Source organism: Streptomyces sp. JLBT605 (assembly GCF_058215555.1).
This window is the reverse complement of the sequence record NZ_CM177087.1, coordinates 992,784-1,010,708: the sequence shown is the minus strand read 5'-3', so window position 1 is coordinate 1,010,708 and position 17,925 is coordinate 992,784. Positions and strand designations below refer to the sequence as shown.

At 72.7% G+C, this 17,925-nt stretch carries 16 protein-coding genes; 8 read left to right on the top strand and 8 right to left on the bottom strand.

The genetic code is table 11. The features are described 5' to 3' along the window. Positions 1–29 precede the first annotated feature (29 nt). The gene (locus AC4BDD_RS04740) at positions 30–2,378 is read right to left on the bottom strand and encodes an MMPL family transporter (RefSeq protein ID WP_490689699.1); all 2,349 of its coding nucleotides are present in this window, start codon (positions 2,376–2,378) and stop codon (positions 30–32) included. A 180-nt stretch (positions 2,379–2,558) separates the two neighbouring features. Continuing rightward, a complete protein-coding gene (locus tag AC4BDD_RS04735; RefSeq protein WP_490689698.1) occupies positions 2,559–3,416 on the bottom strand; it encodes a 3-hydroxybutyryl-CoA dehydrogenase in 858 nt (285 codons plus the stop codon). Between the two features lie 336 nt (positions 3,417–3,752). Here AC4BDD_RS04735 and AC4BDD_RS04730 point away from each other — a divergent pair, with 336 nt between their 5' ends. Continuing rightward, positions 3,753–5,036: a glycoside hydrolase family 10-like protein gene (locus tag AC4BDD_RS04730; RefSeq protein WP_490689697.1), complete on the top strand. Its 1,284-nt coding sequence runs from the start codon at positions 3,753–3,755 to the stop codon at positions 5,034–5,036. Positions 5,037–5,131: 95 nt separating this feature from the next. On the opposite strand, the gene AC4BDD_RS04725 is transcribed toward AC4BDD_RS04730, so the two are convergent. Both AC4BDD_RS04725 and AC4BDD_RS04720 read right to left on the bottom strand, forming a co-directional pair. Beyond that, positions 5,132–5,335: a DUF1918 domain-containing protein gene (locus tag AC4BDD_RS04725; RefSeq protein ID WP_490689696.1), complete on the bottom strand. Its 204-nt coding sequence runs from the start codon at positions 5,333–5,335 to the stop codon at positions 5,132–5,134. An 89-nt stretch (positions 5,336–5,424) separates the two neighbouring features. Beyond that, positions 5,425–6,492, bottom strand: coding sequence for a DMT family transporter (locus tag AC4BDD_RS04720; protein WP_490689695.1), 1,068 nt, complete (start codon positions 6,490–6,492; stop codon positions 5,425–5,427). Here AC4BDD_RS04720 and AC4BDD_RS04715 point away from each other — a divergent pair. From AC4BDD_RS04715 to AC4BDD_RS04685, 7 genes are all read left to right on the top strand, one after another. Continuing rightward, positions 6,491–7,939, top strand: a complete 1,449-nt coding sequence (locus tag AC4BDD_RS04715; protein WP_490689694.1) for an aminotransferase-like domain-containing protein — start codon at positions 6,491–6,493, stop codon at positions 7,937–7,939. The two genes, AC4BDD_RS04720 and AC4BDD_RS04715, sit on opposite strands and share 2 nt — an antisense overlap. 43 nt (positions 7,940–7,982) lie before the next feature. Beyond that, complete coding sequence (locus AC4BDD_RS04710) at positions 7,983–8,426, top strand: GNAT family N-acetyltransferase (RefSeq protein ID WP_490689693.1); 444 nt, start codon at positions 7,983–7,985, stop codon at positions 8,424–8,426. A 61-nt stretch (positions 8,427–8,487) separates the two neighbouring features. Further along, positions 8,488–9,516, top strand: a complete 1,029-nt coding sequence (gene argC / locus AC4BDD_RS04705) for an N-acetyl-gamma-glutamyl-phosphate reductase (RefSeq protein ID WP_490689692.1) — start codon at positions 8,488–8,490, stop codon at positions 9,514–9,516. Beyond that, positions 9,513–10,667 (top strand): bifunctional glutamate N-acetyltransferase/amino-acid acetyltransferase ArgJ, encoded by a 1,155-nt coding sequence (gene argJ / locus AC4BDD_RS04700; protein ID WP_490689691.1) that lies wholly within the window; start codon positions 9,513–9,515, stop codon positions 10,665–10,667. The genes argC and argJ overlap by 4 nt, the downstream gene beginning before the upstream one ends. Then, the gene (gene argB / locus AC4BDD_RS04695) at positions 10,664–11,575 is read left to right on the top strand and encodes an acetylglutamate kinase (RefSeq protein WP_490689690.1); all 912 of its coding nucleotides are present in this window, start codon (positions 10,664–10,666) and stop codon (positions 11,573–11,575) included. Before argJ ends, argB begins: the two co-directional genes overlap by 4 nt. Then, a complete protein-coding gene (locus tag AC4BDD_RS04690; protein WP_490689689.1) occupies positions 11,572–12,786 on the top strand; it encodes an acetylornithine transaminase in 1,215 nt (404 codons plus the stop codon). The genes argB and AC4BDD_RS04690 overlap by 4 nt, the downstream gene beginning before the upstream one ends. Before the next feature lie 7 nt (positions 12,787–12,793). Beyond that, positions 12,794–13,372, top strand: a complete 579-nt coding sequence (locus AC4BDD_RS04685; RefSeq protein WP_490689688.1) for an arginine repressor — start codon at positions 12,794–12,796, stop codon at positions 13,370–13,372. Between the two features lie 37 nt (positions 13,373–13,409). Here AC4BDD_RS04685 and AC4BDD_RS04680 read toward each other — a convergent pair whose 3' ends face one another. Genes AC4BDD_RS04680 through AC4BDD_RS04665 form a run of 4 tightly spaced genes read right to left on the bottom strand, consistent with a single transcriptional unit; the run spans position 13,410 to position 17,832 of the window. Further along, positions 13,410–15,188 (bottom strand): ABC transporter ATP-binding protein, encoded by a 1,779-nt coding sequence (locus AC4BDD_RS04680; protein ID WP_490689687.1) that lies wholly within the window; start codon positions 15,186–15,188, stop codon positions 13,410–13,412. Positions 15,189–15,197: 9 nt separating this feature from the next. Further along, on the bottom strand, positions 15,198–15,608 hold the full coding sequence (locus AC4BDD_RS04675; protein ID WP_490689686.1) for a lasso peptide biosynthesis B2 protein: 411 nt from the start codon (positions 15,606–15,608) through the stop codon (positions 15,198–15,200). Then, entirely contained in the window at positions 15,605–15,922 is a 318-nt protein-coding gene (locus tag AC4BDD_RS04670; protein ID WP_490689685.1) for a lasso peptide biosynthesis PqqD family chaperone, read from the bottom strand. The genes AC4BDD_RS04675 and AC4BDD_RS04670 overlap by 4 nt, the downstream gene beginning before the upstream one ends. Continuing rightward, positions 15,919–17,832 carry an asparagine synthase-related protein gene (locus tag AC4BDD_RS04665; RefSeq protein ID WP_490689684.1) on the bottom strand — a complete coding sequence of 638 codons (1,914 nt, stop codon included), beginning with the start codon at positions 17,830–17,832 and terminating at the stop codon, positions 15,919–15,921. Before AC4BDD_RS04665 ends, AC4BDD_RS04670 begins: the two co-directional genes overlap by 4 nt. Positions 17,833–17,925: the final 93 nt, after the last annotated feature.

Below are 17,925 nucleotides of genomic sequence, written 5' to 3'. Positions count from 1 at the left end.
GGTGCGCCCCGTCGCGTACCAGCCGTCCTTCAGGACCGGCCGCCCCCGCCGCCTTCCACGTCCAGGTGCGGCAGCACCCGGTCCAGCAGACGGGGCGTCCACCACGCGTACCGGCCCAGCAGGGTCATCACCGCCGGCACCAGCAGCAGCCGGACCACGGTGGCATCCACCAGCACGCTCACCGCCAGACCCAGCCCCAGCATCTTGACCACGATGGTGTCGCTGATGATGAAGGCCGCGAAGACGCTCACCATGATCAGCGCGGCGCAGGTGATCACGCGTGCGGTGATCTCCAGCGCATGGGCGACGCTCCCCTTGCTGTCCTGGGTGCGCAGCCACGCCTCCTGCACCCGGGAGAGCAGGAACACCTCGTAGTCCATGCTCAGCCCGAAGACGATGGCGAACATCATCATCGGGACGTAGCTCTCGATCGGCACGTCGCCGGAGACCCCCAGCGCCGGCCCGCCCCAGCCCCACTGGAACACCGCCACCACCACCCCGTACGAGGCGGCGATGGACACCAGATTGAGCAGCGCGGCCTTCACGGCGACGAGCATGCCGCGGAAGACGATCAGGATGATCACGAAGGCGAGGCCGACCACGACCGCGATGATCAGCGGCAGCCGCGCGGCGATGAGGTCGCGGAAGTCCACCTGGGCGGCGGTCGAACCGGTCACGTACCCCTTGGCCGGAGTGCCGGCGGTGGCCTTCGGAAGGACGTCGTCCGCCAGATGGTTCACCAGATCGGTGGTGGAGGAGTCCTGCGGACGATCCGCCGGGATCACCGTCGACGTCAGCACATCGCCGTTGTCCCCGATGGCCTGCGCAGGACTGGCCGACGCGGTGTGCGGCAGGTCGCCGAGGGCCTTCGTCACCTGGTTCAGCAGGTCCGGGCGCTGGGAGCCGGAGACCTGGCTCTGGTCGATGACGACGGTCAGCGGCCCGTTGGTGCCCGGCCCGAACCCGTCGCTGATCAGGTCGAAGGCCCGCCGGTCGGTGAAGCTGGTGGGGTCCGCGCCGTCATCGATGTGCCCCAGCTGGATGGAGAACAGCGGGATGGCCAGCACCCCCAGCACCACGACCCCGCAGGCCAGATAGGTCCACGGGCGACGCTCCACCCGCTGGGCGTAAGCGTGCCAGGTGCCGTGCGCCGGGGCGCCCGGCTCGGCCTCGGTCTCCGCGATGGGGGTCCGCACCCGGAAGCGGTCGAGCCGGCGGCCCGCCAGCCCCAGCAGCGCCGGGACCAGGGTGAGCGCGCCGAGGACCGCGGTGACCACGGTGATCGCGGCGGCGGCTCCGAGTCTGCCGATGAAGTCCACGCCCGAGGCGTTCAGCCCGAGCAGCGCGATGATGACGGTGCAGCCGGAGACCAGCACCGCCCGCCCGCTGCCGGTCATCGCCTCCCCGGCGGCGGTCACCGGATCCCGGCCGTCCATCAGGCGCTGCCGGTGCCGGGTGATCAGAAAGAGGGCGTAGTCGATGCCGACGCCCAGTCCGATCATGGTGGCCAGGGTCGGTGAGACCTCGGCGAAGGTGGACGCGGCGGCGATCAGGCTCAGGCAGCCCAGCCCGGCCAGCACGGCAAGCAGCGCGGACAGCAGGGGGAAGGCCGCGGCCAGCACGCTGCCGAAGCCGATCAGCAGCACCACGATCGCCACCGCGAACCCGACCACCTCGCTGGCCAGGTCGTTGGCGGTCGGCCGGGCGACTTCGCCGAGCGGTCCGCCGTATTCGACGTCAATGCCCGCGGACCGCAGGGGGGCGACGGCCTTGTCGACGCCGTCGAGGTAGGACTCGTCCAGGGTCGAGGGGTTGGTGTCGAACCTCAGGGTGATGTAGGCGGTCTTCTCGTCGGCCGACAGCGGCCCGGCCGGCTTCGACCCCTGGCCCGACGCACCCTGACCTGACGTTCCCTGGCCCGACGTTCCCCGGTCGGACGAGTCGGACGAGCTCTTGCCCGAGGAGCTCGTGCCCGAGGAGCTCTGCCCCTGCTGAGGGGCGGTCAGCGGATTCTGCGCGGAGGTGACGTGCGGAAGCTTCGCCAGCGCGTCGACCGCCTGGCCGATCTGGCTGGGGAAGTCGGTGAGCGGTTTGCTCGCGTCATGCAGCACGACGGTGGAACTCTGCCCGCCCTGCTGGGGCGCGTGCTTCCGGAGCGCTTCCAGCCCCTTCTGCGACTGAGAGCCGGAGAGGTCGAAGTCGTCGGAGTAGTCGCCGCCGAAGGCGCGCTGCAGACCGTGCAGGCCGGCCACCGCGACCACCCAGGCCACGATGACCAGGACGAAGTGGCGGGCACACCATTCGCCCAGCCGCTGCAACCGGCTCCGTGCGGGGGTCCGGGCCGCGCTGCCGGTACCCCGGTACTGCGATGACGGCATGCGCCGGACGATAAGTCCGATCTCCTGATATATCCCGCTTCGACACACCGGATCGGGTGCGACGGAGCCCGGCCCCGGCGGTGGCCGGTGCCGGGCTCAGGCGGCGGTCAGGACCCCGCCCCGGTCAGGACCCCGCCCCGGGTGGAGGCTCGCTCCGGCCGGACGGTCCTGGCGGGCCGGTCAGTACGGGTAGAAGCCCGAGCCGGTCTTGCGGCCCAGCCGGCCCGCGTCCACCATGCGCTGGAGCAGCGGGGGAGCGGCGTAGAGCGGCTCCTTGAACTCCGCGTACATCGAATCGGCGATCGCCGCGATGGTGTCCAGGCCGATGAGGTCGGCCAGCTTCAGCGGGCCCATCGGGTGGGCGCAGCCCAGCTCCATGCCGTTGTCGATGTCCTCGCGGCTGGCGATGCCCGACTCGAACATCCGGATGGCGGAGAGCAGGTACGGGATCAGCAGGGCGTTGACGATGAAGCCCGAGCGGTCCTGCGCGCGGATCGCGTGCTTGCCGAGCAGGTCCCGCACCAGCGCCTCGGAGCGCTTGATGGTCTCCTCGCCGGTGGTGAGGGCGGGGATCAGCTCCACCAGCTTCTGCACCGGAGCCGGGTTGAAGAAGTGGATGCCGATCACCTGGTCCGGCCGCGAGGTGGCGACCGCGAGCTTGACCAGCGGGACGGAGGAGGTGTTCGAGGCCAGGATCGCGTCCGGACGGGTGACCACCTGGTCGAGGATCTGGAAGATCTCCGTCTTGACCTGCTCGTTCTCGACCACTGCCTCGATGACCAGGTCGCGGTCGGCGAACTCGCCCAGGTCGGTGGTGAAGCTCAGGCGGGCGAGCGCCTCGTCCCGCTCCTCCTCGGTGATCTTGCCGCGTTCGGCGGCCTTGCCGAGCGAGGTGGTCAGGCGCGTACGGCCCAGCTCCAGGGCCTCGCCGGTGGTCTCGGCGACCATGACGTCCAGTCCGGAACGGGCGCACACCTCGGCGATGCCCGCCCCCATCTGGCCGCAGCCCACCACTCCGACGCGCGCAATGTCGGCCATTGAGTCTGTCACCTCGTGCCTTTCGCTGATCAACGGGCCGGCGGGATCCGTGTGATTCCGGTGCCCGCCTCGTCGGAGACGTTACTCCGCCGGGGTGGCGGACTCTCCCGCCGGGCGCCTCTGGGAGCGCTCTCACCCTCGGTCGCCACAGCCGCGGTCGAGCGATCGTCATGGCCGGAAGCCGCCGGGCCGTGGGCATCGGCCCGGTCCCTCGCCGCAGTGCGGCCGGGGTGATCGTCGTACCGGGGACCCGGATGGAGGATTGCCGGGCGGGCCGCCGCCGCGCATCATCAGCGGGACGCGACACCGGACGTGACACACGATCAGGGAGCGATCATGGGTCAGATCACGCGCAGAGGCTTGACCGCCGCGGCCGCCGGAATGCTGGCCGCGGCGGCCGTCCCCGGCGAGGCGGCGGCGCACCAGGCCGCCGACCGGACCACACCCCAGGCGGAGGAACAGGCCGCGGACCCGGGCGCCGGCCGACGCCGGAAGAAGCAGTTCCGCGGGATGTGGCTGGCCACCGTCGCCAACCGCGACTGGCCGTCGAAGGCCGGGCTGCCGGCCGCCCGGCAGCGCGCGGAGCTCCTCGCCTTCCTCGACGCGGCCGTGGAACGCCGGCTCAATGCCGTGATCTTCCAGGTCAGGCCGACCGCGGACGCGCTGTGGCCGTCGCCGTACGAGCCCTGGTCGGAGTACCTCACCGGCGTGCAGGGCCGGAACCCGGGCTGGGACCCGCTCGGCACCGCGGTGCGCGAGGCACACGCCCGCGACCTGGAGCTGCACGCCTGGTTCAACCCGTACCGCGTCGCCCTCCACGACGACCCCTCCCGGCTGGTCGCCAACCACCCCGCCCGGCTGCGCCCGCAGTGGGTGGTGCCGTACGGCGGGAAGCTCTACTACAACCCGGGGCTGCCCGAGGTCCGCCGCTTCGTCCAGGACGCGATGCTGGACGCGGTCGCCCGCTACGACATCGACGCCGTGCACTGGGACGACTACTTCTACCCCTATCCGGTGGCGGGCCAGGCGTTCGACGACGACGCGGCGTACGCGCGCTACGGCGGCGACTTCCCCAACCGGGCTGCCTGGCGGCGCGACAACACCGACCGGCTGGTCCGGCAGACCGCGCTACGGATCAAGAAGCTGAACAAGCGGGTGCGGTTCGGGATCAGCCCGTTCGCCGTCTGGCGCAACAAGGCCACCGACCCGCTGGGCTCCGACACCCGCGCCGGGGTGCAGACCTACGACGACCTCTACGCCGACACCCGCAAGTGGATCCGCGAGGGATGGATCGACTACATCGTGCCCCAGGTCTACTGGAACATCGGGTTCCAAGCGGCGGACTACGCCAAGCTGGTCCCCTGGTGGTCCCAGACCGTCCGGGGCACCGGCGTGGACCTGTACATCGGCGAGGCCCTCTACAAGGCGGGGGACCCGGCGCAGCCCGCGGCCTGGCAGGATCCGGCCGAACTCTCCCGCCACCTCGCCTTCGACCGGGACTTCCGCGAAGTGCGCGGCAATGTCTTCTTCTCCGCCAAGGAAGTCGTACGGGACCGGATCGGCGCCATGGGACGCGTGGTCGCCGACCACTACCCGGCCCGGGTGCGCCCGCCACGCTGAGCGCCGTGGCCGCCCCGCGCCCGCGCGCCCCGCGCCCCGCAAGGCGGAGCGGGGCGGGGCGGCGGGCCCGGGCGGGCGCGTGCCGGATCAGAGCGTCACGCCGGTCGTTCCCTGTCCTTCCGGTGGTCCACCACGCAGTCCGGGCCCGGTGAAATGATCGACTCGTGTCCGTTCTCGGCGCGGACCCGGTACGGCGGGCCGCCGTTGGTGCCGAGCACCTCGACGACCTCCACGTCATGGTCCTCCTGGCCGACGATCCGGCCGTGCCTCACCAGATGGTCACCCTTGCTCGCATGCATCAGCCTTGAACCTCCTGTCCGGCTCCCCGGGGGGAATGCGATCCGTGGTCGCGGGCCCACGGCGGGTACCGGAACTCCGCCTCGGCGCGTCACACCCGTGCCCGCTGGGTGACGCCGATGCACACCAGCACCGCGACGGCGGCGACCGGTGCGGCCATGGTGAGTCGCTCGTCGAGGAGAAGTACCGACCACACCAGAGTGAGCAACGGCTGCGCCAGCTGCAACTGGCTCGCCCTGGCCACCCCGATGGCGGCCATGCCGCGATACCAGACCACCAGCCCCAGGAACTGCGACCCGGCGGCGAGCCAGAGGATCCCGGCGACCGTGTGGCCGGTCAGCCGGGCGGGTTCGACCGACAGGGCGATCGACGCGGCCACCAGCGACAGCGGCAGGCAGCCGACCAGCGCCCAGGCGATCACCTGCCAGCCGGGCATCCGCCCGGCCAGCCGGCCGCCCTCGGTGTAGCCGGCCGCGCAGACCAGCAGTGCCGCGAACAGATACAGATCGCCGGTGGTCGGGGCCCCACCGCTCTCCTGCACCGCGAAGCCGATCACCACCGCGGCCCCGGTCAGCGCCGCCGCCCAGAAGGTACGGGAGGGCCGCGCCCCGGTGCGTACCGCGGAGAAGGCGGCCGTGGTCAGCGGCAGCAGACCCACCACCACCGCGGCGTGCGAGGTGGTCGACGTCCGCAGCGCCAGGGTGGTCAGCAGCGGAAAGCCCACCACCACACCGGCGGCCACCACGAGCAGCCCGGGCCGGTGGGCGCGGGCGGGCAGCGGCACGCGGAGCGCGATCAGGGCGCCGGCCGCGATGAGCCCGGCCAGCACCATCCGTACCGAGGTGACGGACCAGGCCCCCAGCCCCTCCAGCGCCCACGCCGTCGCCGGGAAGGTGAGCGAGAACGCGGCCACTCCCAGGCCGGCCAGCAGCACACCGGCTCTTCCCGCACGGGTCGCCTGGGCTGCCGGGGGCATCGTGGCCGGCTCGGCCGTCGTGGTCCGCCCGGACGCCTGGGTCTGCCCGGACGCCTGGGGCGGCTCGGCCGTCCGGGTCGGCGCGGGAGCCGGAGGGGAGGCGTCCGGACCGTGATCGCCCGCCCGGCGCTCCATGTGCACTGTTATCGCCGCGGACGGGATAGCGCTATCGTGTGCTGTCATGCACGAGCGTAGCAGTGTGGCTGAGCTGGCCGATATCCTCCGATCGGAGCTGAACCGCTACTCACCGGGTGAGAAGCTGCCCTCCAGTCGGGTGCTGGTCGAGCGCTTCCGGGTGAGCCCGGTGACCGTCTCCCGCGCGCTGGCCGGCCTCGCGGCCGAGGGGCTGGTCGTCACCCGCCCCGGCGCCGGAGCCTTCCGCGCCGACCGCCCCCGCCCCGGGGCGCGCCCGGGCGACACCTCCTGGCAGGAGGTCGCGCTCAGCGCCGAGGCCCCCGGCGAAGCTGTACCGCGCTCGGTGGACGCCTCCGGCGTGCTCGCCACGCTCGCCGCTCCGCCGCCCGGCGTCATCGAGCTCAACGGCGGCTATCTGCACCCCACCCTCCAGCCCGAGCGGGCCATGGCCGCCGCGCTCGCCAGGGCGGGGCGCCGGCCCGGCGCCTGGGGCCGCCCGCCGACCGACGGCCTGCCGGAGCTGCGCAGCTGGTTCGCGCGCCAGATCGGCGGCGCGGCCGGCACCATCGCCGCGTCCGACGTGCTGATCACCGCGGGCGGGCAGAGCGCCCTCGCCGCCGCGCTGCGCGCGCTGGCCGGCCCGGGCGCGCCCGTGCTGGTGGAATCACCGAACTACCCCGGAATGGCCGCCGTCGCCCGGGCCTCGGGGCTGCGCCCGGTCCCGGTGCCGGTGGACGCCCACGGCGTACGCACCGACCTGCTCGCCCGCGCCTTCCAGGCCAGTGGCGCCCGGGTCTTCGTCTGCCAGCCGCTCTTCCAGAACCCCACCGGCGCCTCGCTCTCCGCCGAGCGCCGCGCCGAGGTGCTGCGGGTGGTCCACCAGGCCGGGGCGTTCGTCATCGAGGACGACTTCGCCCGCCGCCTGGTCCACGAGGACGCCGCTCCGCTGCCCGGCACGCTGGCCGCCGAGGACCCCGACGGCGCCGTGGTGCACGTCTGCTCCCTCACCAAGGCCACCTCGCCCAGCCTGCGGGTGGGCGCGCTCGCCGCCCGCGGCCCGGCGCTGGAGCGCGTCCGGGCCATCCAGGTCGTGGACAGCTTCTTCGTCCCCCGCCCCCTCCAGGAGGCCGCCCTGGAACTGGTCGGGGCGCCGGTGTGGCCGCGCCATCTGCGCCGTATCGCCGCCGAGTTGCGTGCCCGCCGCGAAGCGCTGGTGACCGCCGTCCACCAGGAGCTCTCCGGGGTGGCGTCGATCCCGCACGTGCCCTCCGGCGGATTCCATGTGTGGCTTCGCCTGCCGGACGGCACGGACGAGGCCGCCCTGGCCGCCGCCGCGCTGCGCGCCGGTGTGGCGGTGGCCCCGGGGCGGCCCTACTTCTGCGCCGAGCCTCCCGCGCCGCATCTGCGGCTGAGCTTCGCATCCGCCGCCGGCCCCGGCGAACTCGCCGAGGGCGTACGCCGACTGGGCGCCGCCTACCGCGGCCTGGCCGCCTGACTGTCACCTCGGTCGCCGCCGGGCTCCACCTAAGCTGTAAGGCATGACTCACTCCGACGGTTATTACGAAGTCCGAGCCGGCGTTCCGACGGTCGAGACCTACTGCCATCTGCGCGCCGCCAGCGGCCTCGGTGTCAGGCCGGCCGAGGCGGCGGTGGTCGGGCTGCCCAACACCTGGTACGGCGTCACCCTGCACCACGGCGCCGAAACGGTCGGCATGGGCCGCGTCGTCGGCGACGGTGGGTGCTTCTTCCAGATCGTCGACATCTGCGTCCTCCCCGAACACCAGGGCCAGGGCCTGGGCAAGCGGATCATGGCCGAGCTGACCGCCGAGCTGGAGCGCCGGGGCCCGGCGGGTGCCTATGTCTCCCTCATCGCCGACGGGGACGCCCGCCACCTCTACGCCAAATTCGGATTCACCGAGACCGCCCCTGTCTCGGTGGGCATGCACCGCGTCCTCGAAGCCAACCGCGTAATCGGCCACTGATCGGAGCCATTGCATAAAACTGCCGAGCACCGTATAGTCATACCTCCGAGAGGGAGGTTCCATGACAGTACGAGCGGCAGTGGCCGGAGCAAGCGGATACGCGGGCGGCGAATTGCTGCGCCTGCTGCTGGGCCACCCTGGCGTGGAGATCGGTGCTCTGACCGGTCATTCCCACGCCGGTCAGCGTCTGGGCGGCCTGCAGCCGCACCTGCTGCCGCTGGCGGACCGAGTGCTGGAGCCGACCACGCCGGAGGCCCTGGCAGGGCACGACGTCGTCTTCCTGGCCCTGCCGCACGGCCAGTCCGCGGCCGTCGCCGAGCAGCTCGGCGAGGCGGTGCTGATCATCGACTGCGGCGCCGACTTCCGGCTGCGTGACGCCGCGGCGTGGGAGAAGTTCTACGGCTCCGCCCACGCCGGGACCTGGCCGTACGGACTGCCCGAGCTGCCCGGCGCGCGTGACGCGCTGCGGGGCGGCAAGCGGGTCGCGGTCCCCGGCTGCTATCCGACCGCGGTCTCGCTCGCGCTCTTCCCCGCGTACGCCGCCGGACTCGCCGAGCCGGAGGCGGTGATCGTCGCCGCCTCCGGTACCTCGGGCGCCGGCAAGGCGGCCAAGCCGCACCTGCTGGGCAGCGAGGTGATGGGCTCCATGAGCCCGTACGGCGTCGGCGGCGCGCACCGGCACACCCCCGAGATGATCCAGAATCTCTCCGCGGCCGCCGGTGAGCCGGTCTCCGTCTCCTTCACACCGACCCTCGCGCCGATGAGCCGCGGCATTCTCGCCACCTGCACCGCCAAGGCCAGGCCCGGAGTGACCGGCAGCCGGCTGCGCGAGGCGTACGAGAAGGCGCTCGCCGCCGAGCCGTTCGCCCGCCTCCTCCCCGAGGGGCAGTGGCCCGCCACCGCCGCCGTCTACGGCTCCAACGCCGCCCAGATCCAGGTGACCCTCGACGAGGCGGCCGGCCGGATCATCGCCATCAGCGCCATCGACAACCTCGCCAAGGGCACCGCCGGCGGCGCGGTCCAAAGCATGAACATCGCCCTCGGCCTCCCCGAGGACACCGGACTTTCCACGATCGGAGTGGCACCGTGAGCGTCACGGCAGCACAGGGATTCACCGCGGCCGGCATCGCCGCGGGCATCAAGGAGAACGGCAACCCCGACCTCGCCCTTGTGGTCAACAACGGCCCCCGCCTCGCCGCCGCGGGCGTCTTCACCGCCAACCGCGTCAAGGCGGCCCCGGTCCTCTGGTCCGAGCAGGTCCTCAAGGGCGGACAGGTCTCCGCGGTCGTCCTCAACTCCGGCGGGGCCAACGCCTGCACCGGCCCGCTCGGCTTCCAGGACACGCACGCCACCGCCGAGAAGGCCGCCGAAGTCCTCGGCCACAGTGCCGGCGAGGTCGCGATCGCCTCGACCGGGCTGATCGGTATCCGGCTGCCCATGGACAAGCTGCTGCCGGGTGTGGCCCAGGCCGCCACCGAGCTGTCCGCGCACGGCGGCGAGAAGGCGGCCATCGCCATCAAGACCACCGACACCGTGCACAAGACCGCCGTGGTGCAGAGCCCGGCCGGCTGGACCGTCGGCGGCATGGCCAAGGGCGCGGGCATGCTCGCCCCCGGCCTCGCCACCATGCTGGTGGTCCTCACCACCGACGCGGACGTGGACGCCCCCGGACTCGACTCCGCGCTGCGCGCCGCCACCCGCACCACCTTCGACCGGGTCGACTCCGACGGCTGCATGTCCACCAACGACACCGTGCTGCTGCTCGCCTCCGGAGCCTCCGGTGCCGTGCCCGAGGAGGACGAGTTCGCCGAAGCCGTCCGCACCGTCTGCGACGACCTGGCGCGGCAGCTGATCGGTGACGCGGAAGGCGCCTCCAAGGACATCCGCATCGAGGTCATCGGCGCGGCCAGCGAGGAGGACGCGGTCGAGGTCGGGCGTTCCATCGCCCGCAACAACCTCCTCAAGTGCGCCATCCACGGCGAAGACCCCAACTGGGGCCGGGTGCTCTCCGCCATCGGCACCACCTCCGCCGTCTTCGAGCCCGACCAGCTCAACGTCGCCATCAACGGCATCTGGGTCTGCAAGAACGGCTCCGTCGGCGAAGACCGCGAGCTCGTCGACATGCGGTACCGCGAAGTCCGCATCACCGCGGACCTCGCCGCCGGCTCCGAGTCCGCCGTCATCTGGGCCAACGACCTCACCGCCGACTACGTCCACGAGAACAGCGCGTACTCCTCATGAGTACTCGGAAGCACACCGCACTGCCCAAGGCGCGCACCCTCATCGAGGCGCTGCCCTGGCTCACCCGCCACCACGGCAAGACCGTCGTCATCAAATTCGGCGGCAACGCCATGGTCGACGAGGAGCTCAAGGCCGCCTTCGCCCAGGACGTGGTCTTCCTGCACCACGCGGGCCTGCGCCCCGTCGTGGTGCACGGCGGAGGACCCCAGATCAGCGCGCAGCTGGACCGGCTGGGCCTGGAGTCGGAGTTCAAGGCCGGGCTGCGCGTCACCACCCCCGAAGCGATGGACGTCGTCCGCATGGTGCTCGCCGGGCAGGTCCAGCGCGAGCTGGTCGGCCTGCTCAACGAGCACGGTCCGCTCGCCGTCGGCCTCACCGGTGAGGACGGGCACACCATGACCGCCACCAAGCGGTACGCCGAAATCGAGGGCGAGCAGGTCGACATCGGCCGGGTCGGCGAGGTCACCGACATCAACACCGGCGTCATCCAGGCCCTGCTCGACGACGGCCGCATCCCCGTGGTGTCCTCCGTCGCCCGCAGCGCCGACGACGGCCACGTCTACAACGTCAACGCCGACACCGCCGCCGCAGCCCTCGCCGCCGCCCTGGGCGCCGAGACCCTGATGGTCCTCACCGACGTCGAAGGGCTCTATGCCGACTGGCCGCACAGCGACGACGTGATCAGCCAGCTCAGCGCCAGCGAGCTGGAGAGGCTGCTGCCCGAGCTGGCCAGCGGCATGGTGCCCAAGATGGAGGGCTGCCTGTACGCCGTCCGCAACGGCGTCGGAACCGCCCGCGTCATCGACGGACGAGTGCAGCACTCCATCCTGCTGGAGATCTTCACGGACGAGGGCATCGGCACCATGGTGCTGCCCGACGCCACACACCCCAAGGAGCCAGAGCTGTGACCAACACCGAGCTGACACAGCGCTGGCAGGGCGCCCTGATGGACAACTACGGCACCCCCCGACTGCCCCTCACCCACGGCGAGGGCGCCCGCGTCTGGGACGCGGACGGCCGGGAATACCTCGACTTCATCGGCGGAATCGCGGTCAACGCCCTCGGCCACGCCCACCCCGCCGTCGTCCGGGCCGTCTCCGACCAGATCGCCACCCTCGGCCACGTCTCCAACCTCTACATCGCCGAGCCGCCGGTCGCCCTCGCCGAACGACTCCTCCAGCTCCTCGGCCGACCAGGCCGCGTCTACTTCGCCAACTCCGGCACCGAAGCCGTCGAAGCCGCCATCAAGATCGGCCGCCGCACGGGCCGCACACACATGGTCGCCACCCTCGGCGGCTTCCACGGCCGCACCATGGGTGCCCTCGCGCTCACCGGCCAGCCCGCCAAACAGGACCCGTTCCGGCCGCTGCCCGGCGACGTCACCCATGTGCCGTACGGCGACGCCGAAGCGCTGCGCGCGGCCGTCACCACCGACACCGCCCTGGTCATCATCGAGCCGATCCAAGGCGAGAACGGCGTCGTCGTCCCGCCGGCGGGCTACCTGGCCGCGGCACGCGAGATCACCCGGGCCACCGGCACCCTCCTGGTCCTCGACGAGATCCAAACGGGTATCGGCCGAACGGGCCACTGGTTCGAGCATGTGGCCCAAGGCGTCGAACCCGACATCCTCACCCTCGCCAAGGGTCTGGGCGGCGGACTCCCCATCGGAGCCACCATCGCCTTCGGACCCGCGGCCGAGCTGCTGACACCCGGTCAGCACGGCTCCACCTTCGGCGGAAACCCGGTCGCCTGCGCCGCCGCGCTCGCCGTTCTCGACACCATCGCCGCCGACGGCATCCTCGACCGCGTCAAGCGCGCCGGGGAGCGGCTGCGCGAGGGAATCACCGCACTCGGCCACCCGTTGGTCGGCCAGGTCCGCGGCTCCGGCCTGCTGCTGGGTATCGTGCTCACAGAGTCCCTCGCACAGCAGGTGCAGCAGGCGGCTCAGGACGCGGGACTCCTGGTGAACGCGGTCGCGCCGGACGTCATCCGGCTCGCCCCGCCGCTCGTCGTCGACGACGAGATCGTGGACGCATTCCTCCGGGCTCTCCCCGCCGTCCTGGACGCCGCCCACCAGGCGGGCCGGGCCGACCACGGGGAACGACAATCCGGAGACTGACGAGACCATGACCGAGGCGCAGCACAACGAGCTACGGGACAGCGCGGCGCGGGACGCCGCGGCGGCGCAGGCCGTCGCCGGGCAGGCCGTACCGCAGACCCGCACCGCCCGCCACCGCCGGATCGTGGACATCCTCAACCGGCAGCCGGTGCGTTCGCAGAGCCAGCTCGCCAAGCTGCTCGCCGACGACGGGCTCTCCGTCACCCAGGCCACCCTCTCCCGGGACCTCGACGAACTGGGCGCCGTGAAGATCCGCAACACCGGCGGCGAGCTGATCTACGCGGTGCCCAGCGAGGGCGGATTCCGCACCCCGCAGGCACCCCTGGGCGAATCCGCCAAGGAGGAGCGGATGCGCCGGCTCTCCGGCGAGCTGCTGATCTCCGCCGAGGCATCGGCCAACCTCGTGGTGCTGCGTACACCGCCGGGCGCCGCCCAGTTCCTGGCCTCGGCCATCGACCAGGCCGAGCTGCAGGCCATCCTTGGCACCATCGCCGGGGACGACACCCTGCTGCTCATCAGCCGAGACCCGGCCGGCGGCCAGGCGCTGGCGGACCATCTGCTGCGCCTGGCACAGAAGGCCCGATAGACCGGGCAGCGGCGGGCCCCGGCCGGGCAGCGCACCCCTAACCGGGGTGGGCGTGCTCGGTCTGCTGGGCACGCACCAGCAGCCGGTAGGTCTCGCTGGAGCGCATCAGCTCCTCATGGGTGCCGGCGGCGGCGACCTCGCCGCCGTCGAGCACCACGATCAGATCCGCCGCCCTGATGGTCGAGAAGCGGTGAGCGATCACCAGCAGCGAGCACTCCGCGGAAATCCGCCGGATGGAGCGGCGCAGCGCAGCCTCGTTCACGGCATCCAGATGGGCCGTCGGCTCATCCAGCAACAGCAGGCTGGGCCGCGTCAGCAGCGACCGGGCAATGGCGATCCGCTGACGCTCCCCGCCCGACAGCGCCATCCCGTGCTCGCCGGCCTCCGTGTCCAGCCCGCGCGGCAGCCGCGAGACCAGCCCGGTCAGATGCGCCAGCTCGACCACCCGGTCCAGCTCCTCCCTCCCGGCGTCCGGCGCGGCGTACAGCAGGTTCTCCCGCAGCGTGCCGTAGAGCACCGGAGCATGCTGCTCCACCAGACCGATCCGCGCCCGCAGCTCCTCACGGCCCAGCCCGCACACATCCCGGCCCTCGAACAGCACCCGGCCACGGTCCGGATCGTAGAAACGCTCGGTGAGCGCGAAGACGGTCGACTTGCCCACCCCCGAGCTGCCGATCAGCGCCACATGACCCTGCCGCGGCACCCGGAAGGACACCCCACGCAGCACCGGCCGCCGCGCGTCGTAGCCGAACCACACGTCCTGGAACTCCAGCACCGGCGCGTCCCGCCGCGGCTCGGCGGGAACCGACGGCCCGCCGGACGCGGTTTCCTGCTCGCCCGGCAGGTCCAGCACCTCGGTGATGCGCCGCAGCGCGCCGGTGCCCTGCTCCATGGTGCTCACCGCCTGGAAGACCGAACCGACCGGGCCGACCAGATAGAGCATGTAGAGCAGGAAGGCCGCCAGGTCCGCGACCGAGCCATGGCCGCCCGCCACCCGCACGCCGCCGACCAGCATGACCACCAGGAACGAGCCGTGCAGGGTGAGTTCCAGGGCCGGCGCGACCATCGCGTCCAGCTTTCCCACCCGGACACTCGCCCGATACGCCGACCTGGCGTGTCCCGCGATGCGCTCCGCCTCCCGCCGCTCGGCACGGCTGGCCCGCACGGTGCGGATCGCGCCCAGCGCCCGCTCCAGCTCCGCGGTCATCGCGCCGATGGCCTGCTGAGCGCGGAGCGAGGCCCGCCCGATCCCGCTGAGCACCGAGCCGACACAGAGCGCCCCCACCACGATCATCCCCAGCACGATGAGGAACAGCAGCCAGTCGAGCCAGACCATGAAGACGATGACCCCCAGCAGCCCGATGGTGCCGCTGACCGCGTCGGTGAAGCCCTCCGCGATGAGCAGCCGCAGCGCCGTGCTGTCCGCGCTGGTGCGCGAGATCAGATCACCGATCCGATGCCGGTCGTACGTCCGCATCGGCAGCCGCAGCAGATGATCGATCAGCCCCAGCCGGATGCCCAGGACGACCCCCTCACCGGTCCGGGCGAGCACATAGCGGGCGATCCCCTCCACCGCCGCCTGGGCGACGAAGAGGGCGACCAGCACCGCGATGTAGCCACCCAGGCCCCGGTGCGAGGCCGACGCCTCGATCACCCGCTTGACGACCAGGGGCTGGAGCAGACCCAGCGCCGAACCGAGCAGGGTCAGGGCCACCGCCCCGCAGATCCAGCGCCAGCTGCCGCGCAGCGCGCGCAGCACCGCCCGGGGCGCCGACCGCTCCCCGGCGCTGGTGGTGTTCTGGGACGCGTGGGCCATGGTCAGGGCTCAGGGGACGGTGAAGAACGTCCGGAAGTAGTCGGGCGGATGGTCCTCCCCGACCGCCACCCCCTCGGCCTCCACCCAGGCATGCGCGCCGAACGGCGGCATCCGCCGCACGCCGACGCACCAGGTCGGCCACTCGCCGTGGACCCGGCAGAGCAGCGCCGTCGCCAGCGACCGGGGCAGACAGCCCTCGGGGCCCGTACAGGCGAGACTGACCGCGGTCACCGCGTCCCGTGCCGCCTTGGTCTCGGCGTACCCGGCGGGCCGGGCGTTACGGCTGATCCGCACCAGCACCCCGCGGATCCGGCGCGGCGGGCGCCTGGCGAGCAACCGGGCGCAGCCCACGACGAGGTGGGTGAGGGCCCGCCGCCGCAGCGGCACCGAGCCCGGATCGTAGGAGATGGTCTGGCTCACCCGGCCCGCTCCCTCCTTCGCCACCGTCGCCGGGGAGGATGCGGCGGAGGCCGGTCCGGATCCTCCACCACCCCCGAGGAGTAGAGCGCCAGCAGCAGCTCCGTGACGTCCGCACGGGCGCTGTCCAGGTCCACCTCGTAGGACTCGGTCAGCTCCCGCGCCGCCTGCTCCGCGGTGCCGCCGGCGAGCAGGGTGCGCAGCACCTGGGCGCCGGTCGGATTGAGGTTCCAGTACTCGCCGCTGTCCTCGTCGAGCAGCGCGATCCCGTGGTCGGTGTCGGCGGTGGACACCCCGCCGCGCAGTCTGAGCGTCATGGTCCGGCCCCTTCGCTCGCGGTGTCCGTCCGGCCGCCGGTCCGGGCGCGCGTCCCGGCGCCGACCGCTTCCGACCGGTGCAGCGTGCGCAGCCACACCTCGCAGGCCACCGTCTGGTAGAGCGCGCCGTGCAGGTCATGGGTCCCGGCCTCCAAGGGGTGGCGGAGCAGCTCGGCCAGCCGGGCGGTGTCGATCAGCCCCAGCCTGCCGAGGTACGACTCCTCGCACAGCCGCAGCAGGTCCGGCCGGTTCTCCCGCAGAGCGACGTCCAGATCGCAGATGCCGCCCGCCTTGGTCCGGCGCGCCTGGACCTCGTCGGGGACGATGCCGCGCATCGCCGCCAGCAGCAGCGGTTTGTAGTGCCAGGGGTCGTACTTCACCTCGGGCCGCACCGACAGCGCCGCCTCCAGCACCCGGTCGTCGCAGTAGGGGGCGGCGAGGGTGACACCGGCGCGGGACGCCAGCCAGGCGATCTGGCGGATCGGACGAGCGGCGTCCTGGATTCCCAGCAGATCCCCGTGGTTCCCGCGGTGCCGCCCCAGCGGCTCGGCGGTGGGCGCCTCGGCGCGGATCAACTCCCGCACGCCCTCCGCCGCCTCCGGCGTCACCCACGGTGGCAGCAGCGGCGCCGGGCCCCAGCCGACCGGCGGTGTGTCCTCGGCGGGCGGGCCGCCGGTGAGCCCGTCGGCCGTCCCCAGCAGCCAGGCGGGGTAGCTGCGGGTGTCCCACAACTGCCGGAGCATCAGCCCGCGCGGCCAGCGGTACCGGGCGGCGAGCCCGCGCAACTGCCGCAGGGCGAACGCCGGACGGGTGGTCAGCAGCGACCGCAGATGGGCGGGCGACCCGCTGAGCAGTTCGTCCCCGCCGAAGCCGGTCAGATGGAGCGTGGAGCCGCGCGCGGCGGCCCGGCGGGCGATGGTGAGCCAGCGCGCGTAGTCCGCGATGGCCGGACAGGGCTCGTCCATCGGCTCGTCCAGCTCCAGCAGGTCCTGGTAGATCAGCGGCACCTCCTCGGCCGGGATCACCCGGTGCTCGACGCCGGGCAGCGCGGCGGCGGTCCGCGCCGACCAGGAGACATCGTCATCGAGGGGGTCCGGGCTGGCCGCGGTGAAGGCGGCCACCCGGGTGCCGCCCCGGGCCGCCAGCGAACACACCGAGGTCGAGTCGAGGCCGCTGAGATCGCTGCTGATCAGGGCCTTGCCCCTGGTCCGCGCTGCCACCGCCGCCGCCAGCGCTTCGCGCAGCGCGGCGGCCCCGTCGGCCATGGACAGGCGGGGCTCCGGCGGAATCCACCAACGAGACGCGTACGACCGGCCGTCCTCGTCGAGCACCAGGCAGCTGTCCGTGGGCAGATGACGGACTCCGTGCCACACCGGCCGGTCCGTCAGCGGGGGAAGAACGGGTGGGTCGAGCAGGTGCAGGGCGAGGCGGCGTTCGTCCGGCGAGGCGCCGAGCAGCGATGCCAGGGTGTCCGCCCGGTCCGAAGCAACCGTCAGCGAGGGGGCGTTCGGTGACCCTCGCACCTCCGCGGAGTACACCCGCCCAAAGCCGCTGACCGCGCCCTGGACCCGCACCCGGCCGGCCACCGAGGCGATCAGGTGCAGGCCGCCGGCCTGCCGTGCCGCCCACGCGTCGAGGTCGGCGGGCTCCCGCAACCCTCCGGCGGCTTCGGTGAGTTCGCGTTCGGTGAGGGCGTGCTGACCCAGTACCGCGATGGTGTTGCGTCCCCGTCGTCCGACGGCGAGGGCGTCGGGGTCCCACCGCCCGACGAGCCAGGGGCGGCCGGAGGGATGGCTGATCCGCTGATCGGCGCGGCCTCGCAGCGCTTCGGCCAGGGGAGCGGCCGCGGCGTGATCCGGAAGGGCGACGAACCATGAGCGCGCACCGGCGGCGCCATCGGGTCCCACCACTGAACTGCCCCCTTCCACTCCGATGGCAGGCGTTCGGACGCCCGCCATCGGTCTGATCCCGGCCGTCATCGGTCCGGTTCAGCTGGGTTTCGT

What these genes read in the sequence shown, in the direction of transcription:
- AC4BDD_RS04740 (WP_490689699.1), bottom strand. Translation starts at nt 2,378, where the DNA reads ATGCCGTCATCGCAGTACCGGGGTACCGGCAGCGCGGCCCGGACCCCC.
- AC4BDD_RS04735 (WP_490689698.1), bottom strand. Translation starts at nt 3,416, where the DNA reads ATGGCCGACATTGCGCGCGTCGGAGTGGTGGGCTGCGGCCAGATGGGG.
- AC4BDD_RS04730 (WP_490689697.1), top strand. Translation starts at nt 3,753, where the DNA reads ATGGGTCAGATCACGCGCAGAGGCTTGACCGCCGCGGCCGCCGGAATG.
- AC4BDD_RS04725 (WP_490689696.1), bottom strand. Translation starts at nt 5,335, where the DNA reads ATGCATGCGAGCAAGGGTGACCATCTGGTGAGGCACGGCCGGATCGTC.
- AC4BDD_RS04715 (WP_490689694.1), top strand. Translation starts at nt 6,491, where the DNA reads ATGCACGAGCGTAGCAGTGTGGCTGAGCTGGCCGATATCCTCCGATCG.
- AC4BDD_RS04720 (WP_490689695.1), bottom strand. Translation starts at nt 6,492, where the DNA reads ATGACAGCACACGATAGCGCTATCCCGTCCGCGGCGATAACAGTGCAC.
- AC4BDD_RS04710 (WP_490689693.1), top strand. Translation starts at nt 7,983, where the DNA reads ATGACTCACTCCGACGGTTATTACGAAGTCCGAGCCGGCGTTCCGACG.
- argC (WP_490689692.1), top strand. Translation starts at nt 8,488, where the DNA reads ATGACAGTACGAGCGGCAGTGGCCGGAGCAAGCGGATACGCGGGCGGC.
- argB (WP_490689690.1), top strand. Translation starts at nt 10,664, where the DNA reads ATGAGTACTCGGAAGCACACCGCACTGCCCAAGGCGCGCACCCTCATC.
- AC4BDD_RS04685 (WP_490689688.1), top strand. Translation starts at nt 12,794, where the DNA reads ATGACCGAGGCGCAGCACAACGAGCTACGGGACAGCGCGGCGCGGGAC.
- AC4BDD_RS04680 (WP_490689687.1), bottom strand. Translation starts at nt 15,188, where the DNA reads ATGGCCCACGCGTCCCAGAACACCACCAGCGCCGGGGAGCGGTCGGCG.
- AC4BDD_RS04670 (WP_490689685.1), bottom strand. Translation starts at nt 15,922, where the DNA reads ATGACGCTCAGACTGCGCGGCGGGGTGTCCACCGCCGACACCGACCAC.